Origin of the sequence: Thermomonas sp. (genome assembly GCF_029945965.1) — a bacterium.
Classification (GTDB): Bacteria; Pseudomonadota; Gammaproteobacteria; order Xanthomonadales; family Xanthomonadaceae; genus Thermomonas.
This window is the reverse complement of sequence record NZ_JAQSDO010000015.1, coordinates 1,150,231-1,167,997: the sequence shown is the minus strand read 5'-3', so window position 1 is coordinate 1,167,997 and position 17,767 is coordinate 1,150,231. Positions and strand designations below refer to the sequence as shown.

The 17,767-nt window shown below is 64.0% G+C and carries 19 protein-coding genes, 1 tRNA gene and 1 other RNA gene; 12 read left to right on the top strand and 9 right to left on the bottom strand.

Annotated features, from left to right (window positions below; translation table 11 throughout):
• Positions 1-3 precede the first annotated feature (3 nt).
• Positions 4-1,065, bottom strand: coding sequence for a glycosyltransferase family 9 protein (locus PSV05_RS11675; RefSeq protein ID WP_300065277.1), 1,062 nt, complete (start codon positions 1,063-1,065; stop codon positions 4-6).
• 20 nt (positions 1,066-1,085) lie between these two features.
• Here PSV05_RS11675 and PSV05_RS11670 point away from each other — a divergent pair, with 20 nt between their 5' ends.
• From PSV05_RS11670 to PSV05_RS11645, 6 genes are all read left to right on the top strand, one after another.
• Complete coding sequence (locus PSV05_RS11670; RefSeq protein ID WP_300065275.1) at positions 1,086-1,829, top strand: 3-deoxy-D-manno-octulosonic acid kinase; 744 nt, start codon at positions 1,086-1,088, stop codon at positions 1,827-1,829.
• Entirely contained in the window at positions 1,829-2,584 is a 756-nt protein-coding gene (locus tag PSV05_RS11665; protein ID WP_300065504.1) for an MBL fold metallo-hydrolase, read from the top strand. The genes PSV05_RS11670 and PSV05_RS11665 overlap by 1 nt, the downstream gene beginning before the upstream one ends.
• Complete coding sequence (gene moaA / locus PSV05_RS11660) at positions 2,581-3,603, top strand: GTP 3',8-cyclase MoaA (protein WP_300065273.1); 1,023 nt, start codon at positions 2,581-2,583, stop codon at positions 3,601-3,603. Before PSV05_RS11665 ends, moaA begins: the two co-directional genes overlap by 4 nt.
• A 26-nt stretch (positions 3,604-3,629) precedes the next feature.
• On the top strand, positions 3,630-4,124 hold the full coding sequence (moaC, locus tag PSV05_RS11655; protein ID WP_300065502.1) for a cyclic pyranopterin monophosphate synthase MoaC: 495 nt from the start codon (positions 3,630-3,632) through the stop codon (positions 4,122-4,124).
• A 147-nt stretch (positions 4,125-4,271) separates the two neighbouring features.
• On the top strand, positions 4,272-4,604 hold the full coding sequence (locus PSV05_RS11650) for a high-potential iron-sulfur protein (protein ID WP_300065271.1): 333 nt from the start codon (positions 4,272-4,274) through the stop codon (positions 4,602-4,604).
• Positions 4,605-4,687: 83 nt separating this feature from the next.
• On the top strand, positions 4,688-6,037 hold the full coding sequence (locus tag PSV05_RS11645; protein WP_300065269.1) for a cytochrome C: 1,350 nt from the start codon (positions 4,688-4,690) through the stop codon (positions 6,035-6,037).
• A 148-nt stretch (positions 6,038-6,185) separates the two neighbouring features.
• On the opposite strand, the gene ffs is transcribed toward PSV05_RS11645, so the two are convergent.
• Both ffs and PSV05_RS11635 read right to left on the bottom strand, forming a co-directional pair.
• An RNA gene (gene ffs, locus PSV05_RS11640) (signal recognition particle sRNA small type) lies at positions 6,186-6,282 on the bottom strand.
• A 71-nt stretch (positions 6,283-6,353) separates the two neighbouring features.
• Positions 6,354-6,446, bottom strand: a tRNA-Ser gene (locus PSV05_RS11635).
• 112 nt (positions 6,447-6,558) lie between these two features.
• Here PSV05_RS11635 and dnaX point away from each other — a divergent pair.
• The 4 genes from dnaX to PSV05_RS11615 all read left to right on the top strand — a co-directional run bounded on the left by dnaX (position 6,559) and on the right by PSV05_RS11615 (position 9,702).
• Positions 6,559-8,280 carry a DNA polymerase III subunit gamma/tau gene (gene dnaX / locus PSV05_RS11630; RefSeq protein WP_300065267.1) on the top strand — a complete coding sequence of 574 codons (1,722 nt, stop codon included), beginning with the start codon at positions 6,559-6,561 and terminating at the stop codon, positions 8,278-8,280.
• A 52-nt stretch (positions 8,281-8,332) separates the two neighbouring features.
• Positions 8,333-8,653 (top strand): YbaB/EbfC family nucleoid-associated protein, encoded by a 321-nt coding sequence (locus PSV05_RS11625; RefSeq protein ID WP_300065265.1) that lies wholly within the window; start codon positions 8,333-8,335, stop codon positions 8,651-8,653.
• 63 nt (positions 8,654-8,716) lie between these two features.
• The gene (recR, locus tag PSV05_RS11620) at positions 8,717-9,355 is read left to right on the top strand and encodes a recombination mediator RecR (RefSeq protein ID WP_300065263.1); all 639 of its coding nucleotides are present in this window, start codon (positions 8,717-8,719) and stop codon (positions 9,353-9,355) included.
• Positions 9,352-9,702 carry a histidine triad nucleotide-binding protein gene (locus PSV05_RS11615; protein ID WP_300065261.1) on the top strand — a complete coding sequence of 117 codons (351 nt, stop codon included), beginning with the start codon at positions 9,352-9,354 and terminating at the stop codon, positions 9,700-9,702. Before recR ends, PSV05_RS11615 begins: the two co-directional genes overlap by 4 nt.
• Positions 9,703-9,714: 12 nt before the next feature.
• On the opposite strand, the gene PSV05_RS11610 is transcribed toward PSV05_RS11615, so the two are convergent.
• The 4 genes from PSV05_RS11610 to PSV05_RS11595 form a co-directional block, all read right to left on the bottom strand.
• Positions 9,715-10,203 carry a Slp family lipoprotein gene (locus tag PSV05_RS11610; RefSeq protein WP_300065259.1) on the bottom strand — a complete coding sequence of 163 codons (489 nt, stop codon included), beginning with the start codon at positions 10,201-10,203 and terminating at the stop codon, positions 9,715-9,717.
• A gap of 77 nt (positions 10,204-10,280) precedes the next feature.
• Positions 10,281-12,254, bottom strand: a complete 1,974-nt coding sequence (locus PSV05_RS11605; protein ID WP_300065257.1) for a DUF3488 and transglutaminase-like domain-containing protein — start codon at positions 12,252-12,254, stop codon at positions 10,281-10,283.
• Positions 12,247-13,167: a DUF58 domain-containing protein gene (locus tag PSV05_RS11600; protein WP_300065255.1), complete on the bottom strand. Its 921-nt coding sequence runs from the start codon at positions 13,165-13,167 to the stop codon at positions 12,247-12,249. The genes PSV05_RS11605 and PSV05_RS11600 overlap by 8 nt, the downstream gene beginning before the upstream one ends.
• A 48-nt stretch (positions 13,168-13,215) precedes the next feature.
• Entirely contained in the window at positions 13,216-14,166 is a 951-nt protein-coding gene (locus PSV05_RS11595; protein WP_300065253.1) for an AAA family ATPase, read from the bottom strand.
• 59 nt (positions 14,167-14,225) lie between these two features.
• Between PSV05_RS11595 and PSV05_RS11590 the strand changes: the two genes are divergently transcribed.
• Positions 14,226-16,073 carry a glycosyltransferase family 39 protein gene (locus PSV05_RS11590; RefSeq protein WP_300065251.1) on the top strand — a complete coding sequence of 616 codons (1,848 nt, stop codon included), beginning with the start codon at positions 14,226-14,228 and terminating at the stop codon, positions 16,071-16,073.
• 12 nt (positions 16,074-16,085) lie between these two features.
• Here PSV05_RS11590 and PSV05_RS11585 read toward each other — a convergent pair whose 3' ends face one another.
• On the bottom strand, positions 16,086-16,664 hold the full coding sequence (locus tag PSV05_RS11585) for a Maf family nucleotide pyrophosphatase (protein WP_300065249.1): 579 nt from the start codon (positions 16,662-16,664) through the stop codon (positions 16,086-16,088).
• Positions 16,665-16,667: 3 nt separating this feature from the next.
• A complete protein-coding gene (locus tag PSV05_RS11580) occupies positions 16,668-17,033 on the bottom strand; it encodes a hypothetical protein (RefSeq protein ID WP_300065247.1) in 366 nt (121 codons plus the stop codon).
• Positions 17,034-17,159: 126 nt separating this feature from the next.
• On the opposite strand from PSV05_RS11580, the gene PSV05_RS11575 reads away from it, so the two are divergent.
• Positions 17,160-17,666, top strand: a complete 507-nt coding sequence (locus PSV05_RS11575; protein ID WP_300065245.1) for a YceD family protein — start codon at positions 17,160-17,162, stop codon at positions 17,664-17,666.
• The last annotated feature ends 101 nt before the right edge of the window (positions 17,667-17,767 follow it).

Below are 17,767 nucleotides of genomic sequence, written 5' to 3'. Positions count from 1 at the left end.
GCGTCAGCCGATGTCGCTGCGATACCGCTCGAACGCGGCGATCGCATCCTTGAGCGTGACCAGGTCCATCACGCCATCGGCTTCGATCTTGCTGCCCCACTTGAGTTCCGATGCCGGTTTGCCGCGGTACTTGCGCGCGGCATCGTCGTAGCGGTCCACGCAATAGCGCAGGTCCGAATACGGACCGCTGCGTTTCGGGTTGCTGGCCGCATGCAGGCCCAGCACCTTGGTGCCCATCGCGTTGGCGATATGCATCGGGCCGGAGTCCGGGGACACCAGCAGGTCGGCGCGGGCCAGCAGCGCGGGAAGCTGCTTGAGGGTGTCCTTGCCGATCAGGTCGAGCACGCGCGCGTCATCTCCAGGCGTGCGCATAGCCGCGAGGATCGCATCGCCGGTGTTGCGCTCCAGCTCGCTGCGGCCGCCGCACAGCACCAACCGCCAACCTTGCGCGATGGCATGGTCGGCCAATGCGGCATGCCGTTGCGGGCGCCAGTTGCGCAAGGCATGACTCGAACAGGGCGAGATCATCAGCGTACGGATGTCGTCATCCGGCCATTGCGCCCGTGCCCATGCGTGCGCGTCGTCAGGTACCGGCAGGTTCCAGACGACCTCCCCGCGGACCAGGCCGAGCGGCTCACAGAAACTGCCGATCACGTCCAGCACATGGATGCCGGGACGGTCGGCGATGCGCTCGTTGATGAACAGGCCATGGCCATCCTTGGACCGCGAGCGGTCGTAACCGATCCTGCGCCGGGCCGGGATAAAGGCAGACAGCAGGTTGGCGCGCGCCGAGACCTGCAACTGCAACAACGCATCGAAGCGCTGTCCGCATTGCCGGCGCACGCCGCGCATGCCAGCCAGCCCGGCCTTCTTGTCGAACTCGATGAAGCGCACGCCAGGCAGGCCATCCAGCAGGCGGTGCTCGCCCTTGCCGATCACCCAGCTGATCTCAATCTCCGGCCAGGCCGTGCGCAGGGTATGCAGCAGCGGCAACACATGGGTGACATCGCCGAGTGCCGACAGGCGCAGCAGGCAGATTGATCGCGGCTGGTTGGGGTTGGGCATGTGCTTGTTAAACTCGGGTCATGAGCGGTTTCGACGCCAACGAACACCTGACGCCTTTCCGCGATTCCCGCGGCTATGGGGCGATTCTGTTCGACCGCAGCCAGATCAGGCAACCCGAACCCGACTGGTTCTCGCCCGCACACTGGGGTGATGCCGCCCAGCCGGTGGAAGAAGGCGGGCGCGGCGGTGCCTGGTTCATCCAGACCGGCGAGGGTGATGCGTTCCTTCGCCACTACCTGCGCGGCGGCATGGCTGCCAGCCTGAGCCGTGATGGCCACCTCTGGCGCGGCGTCAACCGCGTGCGCAGTTTCGCCGAGTTCCGCCTGATGCGGGTGTTGCGCGAGAAGAAGCTACCGGTGCCGATGCCATTCGCGGCCTGGTATCGCCGCGAAGGCCTGCAGTATCGTGCCGCGATCCTGCTGCAGCGGCTTCCCGGCGTACAGCCGTTGGCCGTGCTGGCTGCGCAGGATCAGGCGCCTTGGGAGGCCGCCGGGCTATTGGTCGCGCGTTTCCACCGCGCCGGCCTGGACCATGCTGACCTCAACGCGCACAACCTGCTGTTCGATGACGAAGGCCATGGCTGGATGATCGATTTCGACCGCTCGCAATTGCGTATCCCGGCCACGCCCTGGCGTGAAGCCAACCTGCAGCGCCTGCAGCGCTCCTTGCGCAAGCAGCGTGGGGATCGCAGCGTCGAGCAGGTGGATGCAGGCTTCGCACAACTGCGCGCCGCTTATGAGGCCACATGGCAACGGGGCTACTGATGAGTGCATGGACGCTACGCCTGCTCGGCGTCGGCAACGCTTCTGCGGTGGAGTTGGGTTCGGCGATGGCGACCATCGAGCGTGATGGCGCGCCGTGGCTGACCATTGATTGCGGTGGCGAAGGATTGACCGCCTACCACAAGGCCTACGGCGACAGTCCGATGGCGCTGTTTATGACCCATGCGCACCTGGACCACATTGCCGGTTTCGAGCGGCTGTTCGTCAATAGTTGGTTCGACGAAGCGCGTCGCGGCGAGGTGCGGCTGTATGTGCCAGTCGGCCTGATGCCCTTGCTGCAGCAGCGGGTGGCCAGCTATCCGAATGCACTTGCCGAGGGTGGGGTCAATTTCTGGGATGCGTTCCGGATCATTCCCGTTGGCGATCATTTCTGGCACGACGGCATCCGCCTGGAGGTCTTCCCGGTGCGCCACCACTGGCCGGACACCGCGTTCGGCCTGCGCCTGCATGGCAGCCTGGTGTGGACCGGCGATACCCGTCCGATCCCGGAAATGCTGGCCAAGCATGCCGATGCCGATGAGCTGATCGCGCACGACTGCGCATTGCGCGGTAATCCCTCGCATAGCGGCATCGACGATCTCGAGCGTGAATATCCAGACGTGCTGCTGCAGCGTTGCCTGCTCTACCACTACGAAAGCATTGCGGACGGCGAAGCCCTGCGCGCGCGTGGCTGGCGGGTCGGCATGCCGGGCGAGGTGGTTGCGTTACGGACGCCGCTCGGCGTGGTACCGGAATGACCGCAGTACTCCCGCGTGACCTGCTTGGACGCCCGCTGCGCGACCTGCGCCTGTCGGTGATCGAAGCCTGCAATTTCCGTTGCCCGTATTGCATGCCGGCCGACCAGATCGGCGACGATTATGGGCTGGATGCCGCATCGCGGTTGTCGTTCGATGAGATCGAAACCCTGGTCCGTGGCTTCGTCCAGCTTGGCGTGCGCAAGCTGCGCCTGACCGGCGGAGAACCGCTGTTACGCAAGCGCCTGCCCGAGCTGGTGCGGCGGTTAGCGGTGATCGATGGTCTCGAGGATCTTGCACTGACGACCAATGGCAGCCTGCTGGCGGCCCATGCGCAAAGCTTGCGCGATGCCGGTCTGCGCCGGATCACGGTGAGCCTGGACACGCTGGATCCTGTGTTGTTCCGTGAGCTGTCAGGCGGTCGTGGAGAGCTTGCCAGCGTGCTCGCCGGGATTGCTGCCGCCAAGGCTGCAGGCTTCACACCAATCAAGCTGAACTGCGTGCTGCAACGTGGCGTCAATGACGATGGCATCGTCGACCTTGCCGCGTACGCACGCGAACACGGCCACGTCCTGCGCTTCATCGAGTACATGGATGTCGGTACCTGCAATGGCTGGTCGCGGGAACGTGTGGTGCCGTCGATCGAAGTCCGCGACCGCATCCATGCGCGCTGGCCGCTGCAGCCACTTGATCCCAATTACCGCGGCGAAGTCGCATCGCGCCATGCCTTTGTGGATGGCGCCGGTGAAGTGGGCTTTGTCAGTTCGGTCAGCGCACCGTTCTGTGGGGACTGCCACCGTGCGCGCGTCTCCGCAGATGGCCAGCTCTATACCTGCCTGTTTGCCGGAGCCGGGCATGCGCTGCGGCCCTTGCTGGCACAGGGCGAAAATGCGCTGGCAAGCTATGTGGAGGGTTTGTGGGAACAGCGCGCCGATCGCTACAGCGAGACGCGGCGTATTGGAGCAGGCAGCGAAGCAGGGGCGTCGCGCCGGCATGTCGAGATGTTTCTGGTCGGCGGCTGAGCTCAAGCCTGATGTCAGGCAATACTATGCAGATGAAGCGAACGCCCGAGCTCACTCACCTCGATTCCACCGGCCGACCGACCATGGTCGACGTCAGCGGCAAGGCCGTGAGCGTGCGCGAGGCCCGCGCGGAATGCCGCGTGCGGTTCCCGGCCGATGTCGCCGCGCAGCTACACGACAATGGCCTGCGCAGCGCCAAGGGCGGCATCGTCGATACCGCAATCATCGCCGGCACGATGGCGGTCAAGCGTACCCACGAATTGATTCCGTTCTGCCACCCGTTGCCGATCGACAGCTGCAAGCTCGCCATCGACTGGCACGACCCGCGCACGCTGCGCATCGAATGCACGGTCCGGGTGACTCATCGCACCGGCGTGGAGATGGAAGCGCTGACGGGTGCCACAGTTGCGGCGCTTACCGTCTACGACATGTGCAAGGCGCTGTCGCACGCGATCCTGATCGGACCTGCCAAATTGCTGGGCAAGCGCGGTGGCAAGCGCGATGTGGGGACGTTGTCGTGAACCAGGTCGTATGCCGTATCGCGCGGCAAGACTGAAGACCGTTGGTCGGCTTGCCGACGATACGTGCTGTATGTGCATAGAACTCTTCACAAATGGAAGGTTCCATTAGGAGTAGGGTCCAGCCAACTCAGGCTGGAGGCCTATCCCATGGACACGAACGAAACCATGCAACGACGTCGTTTCCTGGTCCTGGCGGGCCTTTCAGCGATTGCCATTCCTGTTGTGCTGCGCTGGCCCACTGAGGCTCACGCCAAGGCCAAGCCATTGCCGCCGTTGCCCGTGACCAATGCCCAGGCGCATGCGCTGAATTACACAGAAGATGCTTCTTTGGTCAAGGCTGCCAACCACAAGCCGGGAAGCAACTGCGCCAACTGCCAGTTCTTTACTCCCAGCACGGGCGCCTGCTCCCTGTTCGCCGGCTACAGCGTTGCCCCGAAGGGCTGGTGTTCCGCCTGGAGCAAGAGCAACCGTCCTAGCTAAGCACATCGCGCTACCGCGACGTCTCGGGCTACCGCGGTTTATTTTCGAGCCTGAGTACGCACGATTCACTTAGGGGAAACATCATGAATTGTACTCGTGCCATTGGGCGCCAACACGCGCTCTGCCTGCTGTTTGCCGTGGCCTTGCTGGCGGCAGGCCAGGCCAGTGCCGTTCCTTCCTACGCCAGGCAAACCGGGGTGGCATGCTCGGGATGCCATGTGGGTGGTTTCGGTCCGCAGCTGACCGCCTTCGGGCGCCAGTTCAAGCTCAACGGCTACACCCAGAGCAATGGCGAAAGCGATATTCCGTTGTCGGTGATGGATGTGGAGTCCTACAGCCGGACGGCGAAGGCGCAGCCGGACAACGCCGGCCCCTACGACAAGCCCAATAACAATTTTTCGTTGCAGCAGGTATCGCTGTTTCTGGCTGGACGCCTCAGCGAGCATTTGGGCACCTTCGGTCAGATCACCTATTCGGATATCGACCGCAAGCTGACCATGGACAATGTGGATATCCGGTTTGCAAAGCCAGTGACTTGGGGCAATCACTCCGGCGTGTTCGGGGTTAGCGTCAACAACAATCCCGGTTCGCAGGATGCATGGAACACCTCCCCAGCCTGGCGCTTCCCCTTCATGGCGTCCGGGTTGGTGCCTGGTCCCGCCGTGGCTACCTTGCTGGAAGGTGGCTTGGGGCAACAGGTGGTCGGCGCCTCTGCATATGCCTATCTTGATGGACGCCACTACGGCGAGATCGGTTTCTACCGCAGTTGGTCGGCATCCATGCTGAGAAGGATGAACGTGGATGATGGCGGGAGCATCGACGGTGTCGCCCCCTATGTCCGGTTCAACACGACCTTCTCCGGACCTGGCCACACGCTGGAAGTGGGCATTACCGGATTGTCCGCGCGCATCCATCCCGATCGCATGCATGGTCCGACCAATCGCTATGACGATCTCGGCGTCGACGCCAGCTATCAATTCCTGGGTAGCACAGATTCCATTTTCATCATCGACGCGGATCTCATCCAAGAGCACCAGCGGCGCAACTTCGCCTTCGTCGGAGGCGAAGCCGACCACCCCAATGGACATGTCACCAGTGCCAACGTGAATGCGTCCTGGTACTACAAGGAGCACTACGGATTGACGGGCGGATTGTTTGATGTCCGCAGCGATCGAGACACGCTGCTGTACGCGCCTAATCCGGGGGATGGCAGCCGCACCGGCAAACCGGACAGCAGCGGCGTGGTCCTGCAGGCCGACTGGACGCCGTTTGGCGAGACTGATTCGTACAAGTCGCCATGGGTGAACCTGCGCTTCGGGCTGCAGTACACCATGTACAGTAAATTCAATGGCGCCAGTCGGAACTACGACGGCTTCGGCCGCAATGCCAGTGACAACAATACGTGGTATGCGTTCATCTGGAACGCCTTCTAGCGAGCCATCCAGCGCCGCCACCGTGCAATCGCGTGGCGGCCATGCTGACTGTTTCGAGAACGCCACGGCACGGATAGATGTGTCGATCGTTCTGGCTACCTGCATGCGGAGGATGGTTGGTGCTGCCTCGCAATGCAAAAAGGCGATGGCCCCGCCGACTGACCTCGGCGCCCGCATCAATCGATACCGTTGCTGCCTTCCGGCCCTGGCGGAGTTTTCGATCTAGCGTCGCGAGGGGCCGACGGGGCCACCATAGGACTGCGTCTTGGACGACGCATGATTCTTGAACGTGGTGCGTGGGTGACACTGTGACGTCTGGCGGAGAGAGGGGGATTCGAACCCCCGAAGCGCGGTTTAGACGCTTACACACTTTCCAGGCGTGCTCCTTCAACCGCTCGGACACCTCTCCGGAACCGCGCATTCTAGCGACCGCGGGTCGGGGCTACAAGGAAATCATGTTGGTTCGCTGATCCGGGTCGATCAGGGCCGGGGCGCGCCGTGCCGCCGTGGCAGAATGGGGCATGTCCTATCTCGTACTCGCCCGCAAGTGGCGCCCCAAGCGTTTCGCCGAACTTGTCGGGCAGGAACACGTGGTTCGCGCGTTGACCAATGCGCTGGAAACCGGCCGCGTGCACCATGCGTTCCTGTTTACCGGCACGCGCGGTGTGGGCAAGACCACCATCGCGCGCATCTTTGCCAAGTCGCTCAATTGCGAGCGCGGCACTGGCTCCGATCCATGCGGCGAATGCGAGACCTGCCTGGCCATCGATGCCGGCCGTTACATCGACTTGCTGGAGATCGACGCCGCGTCCAACACCGGCGTCGACAACGTGCGCGAGCTGATCGAGAACGCGCAGTACATGCCCTCGCGCGGTCGTTACAAGGTCTACCTGATCGACGAAGTGCACATGCTGTCGAAACAGGCATTCAACGCGCTGCTGAAGACGCTGGAAGAGCCGCCTGAGCACGTCAAGTTCCTGTTCGCGACCACCGATCCGGAGAAGCTCCTGGTCACCGTGCTGTCGCGCTGCCTGCAGTTCAACCTGAAGCGCCTGGATGTCGAGCAGATCCAAGGCCAGATTGCGAAGATCCTGATTGCCGAAAACATCGAGGCCGATGACGACGCGATCCACCAGATGGCGGTCGCCGCCGATGGCAGCCTGCGCGACGGCCTGTCATTGCTCGACCAGGCAATTGCTTATTGCGGTGCAGGAGCCGCTGTCGGACGGCTGGATTCGGCCACGATTGCAACGATGCTGGGCACTGTGGATCGCAGCCGGGTACAGGCATTGCTGTCGGCACTGGGCGACGGCGACGGCGCGCGCCTGCTCGCGGAAGCCGCCGAACTGGCGGAGTTTTCTCCGGACTGGGGCAGCGTGCTGGATGCCATCAGTGATGCGCTGCACCGGATCCAGGTCCGGCAATTGGTGCCGGAGGTCGAGGTCACCAGTGATGCGGTCGATGTCGATGGGCTGGCGCAACAACTGCGTCCTGAACTCGTCCAGCTCTGGTACCAGATGGCGCTGAACGGGCGCCGCGACCTTGGCCATGCACCCAGCCCGCGTTCCGGCTTCGAAATGAGCTTGCTGCGCATGCTGGCGTTCCGCCCGAACCAGGACGGCGCGCAAGCCATGTCGACGCGCCTGGCGGCATCGGCTGCGTCCGCGGCACCGCCGGCACGGCGGCAAGCAACAAGCAATGCGGCGGAGCAGGCTCGCGCTGCGTTGGCTGAGCCGGCCAAGCCGATGCCGACTCCAAAGCCAGCAGCAAGCATCGAACCGCCGCGCGAGACGGTACGCCCTGTTATTGCACCTGAAGTGGTCGCGGCGTCTGCTGCATCGAGCCTGCTGGTCACCGACACCGAACACTGGTTGGACCTGGTGGCGCGCAGTGATGTGCGCGGTCCTGTGCGGCTGCTGGCCGAGCACACAGGCTTCATCGCACATGCTGATGGTGTCCTGCAGTTGTCGCTCACGCCCGGCGACGAACATCTGAAATCGCCGAGTCTGGTCCTGCAGCTGGGCGATGCGGTCGCGATCATGCTGGGCGGCCCGGTCCAGTTGCGCTTCGAAACCGGCCAGGCGCGTGGCGACACCGCGCGGGTCCGCAATGCGCGCGAGCGCGACGAGAAACAGCTCGGCGCCGAACAGGGCTTCGCCGCCGATCCCGACATCCAGCGGCTGGTCAAGGTGCATGGCGCGCAGATCGTGCCGGATTCGATCCGGCCGCTCGGTGACGGTTGAACCTGCACCAGCAGTCGCCATCTCTTTGCTAACGAACAACCGAGGCAAACTCATGCGTGGAAACATCGCCCAGCTGATGCAGCAGGCACAACAGATGCAGGAAAACGTGCAGAAGGCGCAGGAGCAGGTCGGAGCGCTGGAGGCGACCGGAAGTGCCGGTGGCGGCATGGTCAGCGTGACGATTGGCGGACGCATGGATTGCCGCAAGGTGCGCATCGATCCAGCGGCGCTGGCCGATCCGGAGATGGTCGAAGACCTTATCGCGGCGGCGTTCAACGATGCGGTCAACAAGATCAATGCCGAGTCGCAGGCAATGATGGCCGCCGCCACCTCCGGGATGCAGTTGCCGCCTGGCATGAAACTGCCATTTTGATCGTGCCGTCATCCCGGCGAATGCCGGGATCCAGCTCTTGGTTGCAGGAATGACGAAATCGCAATGAGCGTTTCGCTACTTGAACAATTGATCGACGCCTTGCGAGTGTTGCCAGGCGTCGGCCAGAAATCCGCGCAGCGCATGGCCTACCATCTGCTGGAGCGCCAACGCGAAGGCGGTGTGCGCCTGTCTGCTGCAATGGCCGACGCGATGGAACGCATCGGCCATTGCCGTCGTTGCCGCGATTTTAGTGAAACCGAAACCTGCCCGACCTGCGCCAGCGGTTCACGCGATGCGCACTTGCTCTGCGTGGTCGAGTCGCCGGCGGATCGGCTGGCGATCGAGCAGGCGACCGGCTTCCGCGGCCAATATTTTGTACTGCAGGGACGCTTGAGCCCGCTTGACGGCATCGGCCCGCGCGAACTCGGGCTGGACCAGCTCGTGCAGCGCTTGCGCGAAGGTGAAGTCAAGGAACTGATCGTGGCTACCAACCCGACCGTGGAAGGCGAGGCTACCGCGCATTACCTGGCCCAGCTTGCACGTGCCCAAGACGTGCAACCAAGCCGGCTGGCGCACGGCGTGCCACTGGGTGGCGAACTGGAATACGTGGATCGCGGAACCTTGTCGCATGCGTTCGGCAGCCGCAGCGAAATTCCAAACGACCAACTGAAACATCAGGAAACGAAGGAGCCAGTCCGGTGAGCGAGACGCTTTTCCACAAGATCCTGCGCCGTGAAATCCCGGCCGACATTGTCTTCGAAGACGAACATCTGTTCGCATTCCGCGACATTGCTCCACAAGCACCAATCCATGTCCTGTTCGTGCCGAAGCAGGATTTCGCCACGCTCAATGATGTGCCAGAGGATGCGGCGGTGGTGATCGGAAGGCTCGCAAGCGCTGCTGCCCGCTACGCGAAAGAACAGGGTTTCGCCGAGGACGGCTATCGCATCGTGATGAACTGCAACGGCGATGCCGGGCAGACCGTGTTCCAGATCCACCTGCACCTGCTGGCGGGCGCGCCGCTTGGGCGATTCGGCACGCAGGGCTGACTTTTTTGCCGCTTACCAGCCCCAACCCCAGCCGAAACGAAACGATGGCTGAGTCACAACATTGACCCGCTCGCGCTGCGGCCACAGGTAGACCACATCGGCCGATACCCGCGGGAATTTGTAGGTGAAGCCATCCACCTTGCGGTCCTCATAGCCTTCGATATGGCCGGTGAAGGTGACTTCGCGATTGAGTTCGAACAGTGCAGGGTCGTAGAAGCCGGTGCGGCAGGCGATGAAACGTCCCCAGGTGTCGTCGCTGGCCCAATAGGGGCGGCCATTGGCAGAGAGCTTGGTTGAAATGACCTCGAAGCAGGTACGGTCCGGGCGCGGCTCGGTGCGGATGATGCGCCCGCCCCAACGGACCATGCTGCCGGTGTGGTCCCCGTCTACCGCTTGGTGCGCAGTCAGCGCTTGGAACTGTCCCTGCAGTGGCTTGGGCTGAGTTGCGCAGGCAGCAAGCAGAGCAGTCGCTATGCAGATCGTGGTCAGTCGCATGTTCATGGCGATTCCTGGGGTGAACGGCGATGTGGAGGAAGAGCTTTGCGGGATCAGGGTCGCATACGACCGTCAATGCAATGTCATGGTCGATGCGTATCCATGTCCTGCAGCAAGCTGCGCAAATCTTCACTTGCGCCAGTTGTGCCTGATTGAGCGTAACGCGCGTTGGAGAAACGCAGGCTGAGCGAGCGTAGGCTTTGGCCGGCCTTCGGCACGTCAGCCCCGGCGCGTTCAGCCCAGGCCTGCGCCGGTTCATGCGTGAAGCGGCCGCTGCCAATCCGCACATAGCGCGCGCCCAGTCGCCGCCATGCACGCAGCAGCGGGTCACGTTCACGCTCGCCGCGGGCGATCAGCCAGGCCATCCATGCCAGTGCCAATCCGGCGATGAAAGCGAAGATCAGGATCAAGCCACGCATGCCGAGGTTGTCCATGCCGAATGGATCGAGCAGGTGTTGCTGGCGTTGCGCGTTATAGCCGAGCACGAAGTCGTTCCATCCGCGGCGCAGCCAGTCGCTGGCGTTGAACATCGGCACCAGGCCGGTGAAGCTGCCGATGCGGCCTGGCTGCCGATCTGCAAGCGTGTCATAGACGTGTTCCGGAGCCACCGCTGCAGTCGGATCCACCCGTACCCAGCCACGCTGCGGCAGCCAGATTTCGGCCCAGGCATGCGCGCGTGAGTGGAGCACAAGCCAGTAGTCGCCGATCGGGTTGCGGTATGCGCCGGCATAGCCGGTGACAACCCTGGCCGGAATCCCGGCGGCGCGCATCAGCACCACGAACGATGAACTGAAATGTTCGCAATAGCCTTGCTTGCGGTCGAACAGGAAGTCGTCGATTTCGTTGCGACCAGCTAGCGGCACGTTCAGGGTGTAGGCGAAGTCGCGTCTGATCCATGCCAGCGCGCGGGTGGCGATCGCCATGTCGCTACGGCCTTGTTCATCCTGGCCGGCCTCGCGCCGCCATTGCTGGCCCAACGCCACGGTGCGTGGGTTGAAGCCTTGCGGCAATGCGAGCGCGCGCTGCCGGAGCACGTCTGGCAGGTCGGGTTCGACCGCGAGCGGCACTGCCGACTGCATCCGCCAGCGGCTTACGTTGTTGAGCGGGTTTGGCGCATACACGCTGAAATCGCGGCTGATGCTGGCGCCGTCGGGTACATGGGTTGGTACATCCAGTGCGATCAACTGATCGCGATCCGTTGCTTCCAGTTCGACCTGGTAATCCCATTGGATCGGGCCGGCGCGCAGCTCTGCAGGTGGCACATGTTGCCGCCACGGGATCCGATGCCAGGTACTGCCATCGAAATCCCAAAGCACTGGCCCGCGCCAATACATCTGCTCAGGCCTGGGGGTCGCACCGAAAAATTGCACGCGTGCGGCCGGGCTGTCGTCGTTCAGCAGGTCGAGGAAACCGCCCGGGGTCATGCTGTCGGACAAGCCGGGACGGGCGACCACCCGATCCGGCAATCCCCACATGGGCGAGGGCAGGCGCGGGAACAGCCAGAAGGCGGCCAAGGCGAGTGGCAGGCCCAATGCGATCAGCCGCAGCACGCCGGTCGATGACGACCACCAATGTGCGCCTGCTGGCGGTTGCACCCCGGCCTGGTCGCGGGCCAGTTGCTGCAGGGCGAGCAATGCCAGGGCCGCCGCCGTCAAGGCCAGCACCAGGCTCAATGGCCCCTGGTCAAGCAGGAATGTCGCGAACGGCGCGAACAGGGCGAAGCCGATCAGGCTGCGGCCATCGCGCAGGCTGAAGGTTTCCGCCGGCTTCAGTGCCAGCATCGCAGCCAGTACCGCGCAGGCGGTGTCGCGGCCGATGCCCGGGGCGACCGCCGCCACCGCGACAATCGCGCCAATCCCCAGCACGATCCTCAGCAGGGAGGGGATCGGTTGGTGCCTGGACAGCAGCATGATCGCCAGCGCCGAGAGGCCAAAACCAATCCCCAGCGACCGTGGCAATTGCAGCAGTAGCGGCAACAGGCAAGCCTCGCTTGCGAGCAGTACCAAGCGGCGGCTGCGCATTTCCATCAACGGTGAGCGTGGCTTGGCCTCAGCCATGTGCGGCCTCGCCGGGTAGCAGGGCCAATGCGCGCAGGCAGCGATGCCGATGTGAGGTGCCTAGTCCCATCGGAATCAGCGCTTGCCCGGGGAGGGCCAGTGCATAGCGGCGGCCTTCGCGTTCGGCATCGTCAACCCAGCGCGCCAGCCGGCGGATGCGCTGTTCGTAGGGCAGGCCGGCGGTCAGTTGCCAGTCCAGGGTCAGCTGTTCGCTGCGGTGCTGTTCGTATTCGCGCACCAACAGGCTGCCGCGGCGTGCCGATGCCTTCCACGCCACGCTGCGGCGCGCATCGCCGGCACGGTAATTGCGCAACTGGTGGATGTCGTCGCCGGCGCGGGTGACATGCGCGCGGCCTGCGTCGCCCGCCGGTGCAGGCAGTGGGGGCGCCTGGGCTTCCGCGGCGGGATAAACCAGCAGGGATTCGTCGGGCCACACATAGCCCCAGGCACGCGCCAGCCCCAGCGGCTGCACGGTGCTCAGTTCGATCCGCGACACCGACAGCAAGCCGCGATGTTCGGTCGGCAACAGCAACTCGACAGTGCCGCCATGGCTGTCGAAACTGGTGTGAGCGAAGGCATCGCCATGGGCAACGCGCAAACCGCGGCGTACGCGTTGGTCGATCGCTCCGAGTGCGATGCGCAGGCGCATGGGCTCGCCGGCCGGCACCGGATCGGCAGCAATGGTGGACACCACTACGCCCGACAACTGCATGTGCGCGCCAAACAGGCTGGCCTGCGCGGCACCGGCGACCAGGAAGGCGAGCAGCAGTGCGGGGTTGTTGTTGAAGTTCAGCGCCCCGAGCATCATCGTGCCGAGCACGAAGCCGAAGAACAGGCCGCTGGCGGTGGGCAATACATAGATGCGTTGCCGGGTCATGCGCGCCGGCAGGGTTTCCGCCTGCCGAGGTCGCATCCATCCCTGGATCCTGGCTTGCAGCCGCCGGCGCAGTCCGCTGAACACTCAGTCCACCGGCACCGCGTGCAGGATCGCCTTGGCCAGGGTGGCGACAGAGGTGTCCGCCTCACCGACCAGGCGATGTTCGGCGACCGCGGCGAACAGTGCCTGCACGTCTTCCGGCAATGCGTGACTGCGACCCAGCAGCAGTGCATGTGCACGCGCTGCCCGCAACAGGGCAAGCCCCGCGCGGGGCGACAAGCCGACGCGAACGCCGGGATGGCTGCGGCTACGGCTGACCAGCGCCTGCACATAGCCGATCAATGCCTCGCTGGCATTTACACACTGCACCGCGCGGCGCAGCGCAATGACCTGTTCGGCATCCAGCAATGGCGATACCTGCGCGATCAGGTCGCGCCGATCAACGCCAGACAGCAGCGCGCGTTCTGCGACTTCGTCCGGATAACCCAGTGCGAGCCGCAGCAGGAAGCGATCAAGTTGCGAATCCGGCAACGGATAGGTGCCGGCGAGATCGACCGGATTCTGCGTCGCGATCACCAGGAACGGGTCGGGCAATGGACGGGTCTGGCCGTCGATGCTGACCTGGTGTTCGGCCATTGCCTCCAGTAGTGAACTTTGCGTGCGCGGTGGCGCGCGGTTGATCTCGTCGGCCAGTAGCACATGGGTGAACACCGGGCCTTTGTGGAATTCGAAGCGCCGGGTCTGCGCTTCGTATACCGAGACGCCCAGGATGTCGGCTGGCAACAAGTCGGAGGTGAACTGCACGCGCTGGAAGCCGAGGCCGAGCGTGGCCGCCATTGCATGCGCGAGTGTGGTCTTGCCCAATCCCGGCAAGTCCTCGATCAGCAGGTGGCCATCGGCCAGCAGGGCGACGAAGGCCAGCCGCACCTGTTGCGGCTTGCCGAGCACCAATGTATTGACCTGGGCCTGTGCATCGCGCAGGGCGGCGCGCAGGGCTTCGGGTAGGATCGCGTCGTTCGCCGGGGATGCAGTCATGTCGAGTATGGGCAATGGCGCCTCGGTCCGTGAGTCCACGAGTGTAGCGGGGTTGCAAGTTGATACGTGACAGGCCAGAGGTTGGATGCGCGCGACGCTGGTTCGTCGGGCTGTGGCTGGTCGTTTGTGCGATCAAGCTCGTATTGGCGTGGCAGTTGCCGGTATTCGTCGATGAGGCGTTCTACTGGCAGGAAAGCCAGCACCTGGCCTGGGCGTATTCCGACCTGCCTGGCCTGACTGCATGGCTGGCCTGGTTTGGTACGAGTTTCGGCGGCAACCACGCGTTTGCGCTGCGCCTGCCGTTTCTGCTGATCAGTGCGCTGATTCCATGGCTGATGGTGCGCATGACCACACATGAATTCGATGCGCGCACGGGCTGGCAGGCCGGCAGCCTGTCGCTGCTGCTGCCCTTGGCCGGCAGCATGGGTCTGCTCGCACTTCCCGATGTGCCCTTGCTGCTGGCGACGGTGCTGTGCCTGGATGCCGGCCTGCGGTTGTTGCGGCAGGTCGGGGCATTCGGTGCCGCGGAATTGGCAATGGGCCTGGCGATCGGCGGCCTATGCCACTACCGGTTCGCCGCGGTCATCGCGGTGGGTCTCGTCGCGATGCTGGTATTGCCGGCAGGTCGTCGCGTCTTGCGCAGTCCGTTGGCGTGGTTGGCGATCGTCGTTGGCGCGCTCGCTTGGCTTCCGCTGCTGCTGTGGAACCTGCATCACGGCGATGCCGGCCTGCAGTTTCAGCTGGTCGACCGGCATCCATGGCAGTTCAGCAGCGAAGGCCTGCGCCTGGGCCGGATGCAATTGCTGCTCGCAACACCACTGCTGCTGGTGGCCATGACTGTTGCAGCGTGGCGTGCTCTGGCCACCCGCAGCGATGACGCCTCGCGCTACCTGGCGCTGTGTGGTTCGCTGATCGTGCTCGGGTTTCTTGCGCTGGGCTTCTTCGCCGACCGCGAGCGGGTGAGCTTCCATTGGCCGTTGCCCGGCTACCTGGCGTTATTGCCTTTGGTGCCTTTGGTGTTGGCGCGTTGGTCGCGCGGCTGGCGGATCGCCACCTGGGTCACGGCAGGGCTGGGCCTGGCGGCGGTGCTCGGGTATTACGCCATCGCATCTGTGCCCGCGTTGCGCGCGCAAACGGCATCGCGCAATTTCCATCCGACTAATTTCGCCGGATGGGATGTGCTTGCCGATACGGTGCGGAGCAGGTTGGCGTCGATGCCACCCGGCACGCGCCTGATCGCCGGCGACTTCAAGCTGGGTGCCGAGCTGGGCTTTGCACTGGGTAATGCCGAGATCCCCGTGCTCGACCATCCGCTCAATGGCAAGCACGGGCGCGCGCCGCAGTTGGCGTTATGGGGACTGTTGCGCGAGAGACTCGATGTCGATGTCGACCGGCCCGAGTTACTGGTAATCGCAGCGAACGATGTCGAATTCAGCGACCTGCTCGGCTACTACCATCGCCTGTGCGAACAGGCCGGGCCATTGCCGGCGCCGCAGGTGGTGAACGTGGACCATGGCCGCCAGCGTTTCCTGTTGTTCGCGCTGCAGGCACGTGCGCCATCGCATGCCTGCACCACGCCATCGCTGGCTTTCCTCGATGCCCCCGGGCCGTCGGCGATGGTGGATCCATCGTTCGATGTTGCCGGTTGGGCATTCAAGGATGGGGTGGGACTCGCATCGGTCGAGATCCTGCTCGATGGCCGCGTGGCCGCATTGGCGGAATATGGCGAATCCAAGCCCGAGGTGGCCGGTTTCTGGAAGATCAGCAGCGATCCCAACCAGCCACGGGTGGGTTTACGCGGCCGCATCACGAATATCGCGCCCGGCGGGCATTGGCTGGGCCTGCGCCTGCATGGCGCAGACGGCAGCGTCGAAGACTGGGCCGAGCAGCGAATCACGGTTCGCTGACAGCTTGCGCGGTCAGGGCAGGGCGAAACCCGCCAGCCGCAGCACTCGACAGGTTGCAATCAGCGGAAGGCCGACCAGTGCGGTCGGATCCTGATTGTCGATGTGCTCGAACAGGGTGATGCCGAGGCCTTCGGACTTGAAGCTGCCGGCGCAGTCAAAGGGCCGTTCGGCATCGACATAACGTGTGATCTCCGCATCGTCCAGCGCGCGGAAATGGACCTCGGTGAGATCAAGCGCCGCAAACATGTGCCCATCGGGATGGGCCACGCACAGCGCCGTGTGGAAGCGCACGCAATGACCGCGCATCGCCTGCAGTTGGACAATTGCCGCATCGCGGCCGCCGGGCTTGCCGAGGGGCTGGCCGTTCAGTTCGGCGACCTGGTCGGAACCCAGCGCCCAGACATCATCCGATTGCTGCGACGCGACCGCCCAGGCTTTGGCGCGCGCCAGCCGAACTGCCAGATCGCTTGGGGCCTCATCTGGAAGAGGCGTCTCATCGACATCGGGACGGGCCACATCGAACGGCAGACGCAGGCGCCCGAGCAGCTCGCGGCGATAGACCGAGGTGGACGCCAGGATCAGCCGCGACATCGATCAGATACCAACCAGCCGGGCCTGGTCGACCCGCTGCAATTGGCCTTCGAGCTTGACCCGGGCGGCTTCCAGCGAGTCACGCACGGCTTGCAGGTGCTCCACGCTGGCGTCGTTGGCGTGTTCCTGCAGCCACAGGCGCTGGCGCAGGATTTCCTGCATCGCGCCGAGTACCGGGTCCTGCTGGTCGCCAGCAATCGCCTCGATTTCCTCCCGGGCGGTGCGCAACCGGGTTTCCAGGGCGTCGGCGGCATCCAGCAGCTCACGGATGGCGCGGTGGCGTCCGCTGCTGATGCGGCGTAACCGCCAGAGCAGGAACAGGGCACCCGCTGCAACAGCGGCTAAAATCACAGTCAGGGCGGCATTCATGTCTCCAGTCTGCGACAGCGCGAAGATAGCGGCAAACCTGTGCGCTTTGCCTCGACGCAGCGCTCGATCAGTCAACAAGTCCATGGTTTGACGAGAAAAGGCCAGTCCCGTAACATTCTCCGGCTTATGTCCCACACCGTGCCCGATGTGCTGGATGCTTGGCGGATGGTCGCGGCGCGGCGTGAATTCGAAGGTCGGATTCCGCTTGCGGCGATGACCCGGCTGGGCAGCAGCTTGTTTGATACCGAAGGCGAAGTCCGGTTCCGGCTTGCGTTCGGTATCGATGCGTTGCGGGTTTCGTACGTCGAACTCGGGATCGATGCCGAGCTGCCGCTGGAATGCCAGAGAAGCTTGAAGCGATTCCTGTTGCCGGTACGGATTTCGCAGCGGCTGGGCTTGATCCGTAATGAGGCCGATGAAGCGGCCCTGCCGGAGGAGTACGAGGCGCTGCTGGTGGATGCCGATGCGATGCTGCGGCCGGCGGAGCTGGTGGAGGACGAATTGATATTGGCGTTGCCGGTAGTTGCGGTGGCGCCGGATGCCGAAGTGGTCGAGCGCGATTTCGCGCCCACCATCGAGGAAACGGCCAAAGCCAATCCGTTCGCGGCATTGGTGGGGCTGAAGAAGGATTGAACGTCCAGCTATTTAAAATCGTTGGTACGAATTCGAGACCTTAGAGTTCGACTGACAAATCATCGCGGCTTGGCCGCACTGTTGTGGTCCCGTTTTCACAG

What these genes read in the sequence shown, in the direction of transcription:
- moaA (WP_300065273.1), top strand. Translation starts at nt 2,581, where the DNA reads ATGACCGCAGTACTCCCGCGTGACCTGCTTGGACGCCCGCTGCGCGAC.
- PSV05_RS11610 (WP_300065259.1), bottom strand. Translation starts at nt 10,203, where the DNA reads ATGAACATGCGACTGACCACGATCTGCATAGCGACTGCTCTGCTTGCT.
- recR (WP_300065263.1), top strand. Translation starts at nt 8,717, where the DNA reads ATGAGCGTTTCGCTACTTGAACAATTGATCGACGCCTTGCGAGTGTTG.
- dnaX (WP_300065267.1), top strand. Translation starts at nt 6,559, where the DNA reads ATGTCCTATCTCGTACTCGCCCGCAAGTGGCGCCCCAAGCGTTTCGCC.
- PSV05_RS11585 (WP_300065249.1), bottom strand. Translation starts at nt 16,664, where the DNA reads ATGTCGCGGCTGATCCTGGCGTCCACCTCGGTCTATCGCCGCGAGCTG.
- PSV05_RS11675 (WP_300065277.1), bottom strand. Translation starts at nt 1,065, where the DNA reads ATGCCCAACCCCAACCAGCCGCGATCAATCTGCCTGCTGCGCCTGTCG.
- PSV05_RS11605 (WP_300065257.1), bottom strand. Translation starts at nt 12,254, where the DNA reads ATGGCTGAGGCCAAGCCACGCTCACCGTTGATGGAAATGCGCAGCCGC.
- moaC (WP_300065502.1), top strand. Translation starts at nt 3,630, where the DNA reads ATGCAGATGAAGCGAACGCCCGAGCTCACTCACCTCGATTCCACCGGC.
- PSV05_RS11625 (WP_300065265.1), top strand. Translation starts at nt 8,333, where the DNA reads ATGCGTGGAAACATCGCCCAGCTGATGCAGCAGGCACAACAGATGCAG.
- PSV05_RS11575 (WP_300065245.1), top strand. Translation starts at nt 17,160, where the DNA reads ATGTCCCACACCGTGCCCGATGTGCTGGATGCTTGGCGGATGGTCGCG.
- PSV05_RS11670 (WP_300065275.1), top strand. Translation starts at nt 1,086, where the DNA reads ATGAGCGGTTTCGACGCCAACGAACACCTGACGCCTTTCCGCGATTCC.
- PSV05_RS11645 (WP_300065269.1), top strand. Translation starts at nt 4,688, where the DNA reads ATGAATTGTACTCGTGCCATTGGGCGCCAACACGCGCTCTGCCTGCTG.
- PSV05_RS11665 (WP_300065504.1), top strand. Translation starts at nt 1,829, where the DNA reads ATGAGTGCATGGACGCTACGCCTGCTCGGCGTCGGCAACGCTTCTGCG.
- PSV05_RS11600 (WP_300065255.1), bottom strand. Translation starts at nt 13,167, where the DNA reads ATGCGACCTCGGCAGGCGGAAACCCTGCCGGCGCGCATGACCCGGCAA.
- PSV05_RS11650 (WP_300065271.1), top strand. Translation starts at nt 4,272, where the DNA reads ATGGACACGAACGAAACCATGCAACGACGTCGTTTCCTGGTCCTGGCG.
- PSV05_RS11595 (WP_300065253.1), bottom strand. Translation starts at nt 14,166, where the DNA reads ATGACTGCATCCCCGGCGAACGACGCGATCCTACCCGAAGCCCTGCGC.
- PSV05_RS11580 (WP_300065247.1), bottom strand. Translation starts at nt 17,033, where the DNA reads ATGAATGCCGCCCTGACTGTGATTTTAGCCGCTGTTGCAGCGGGTGCC.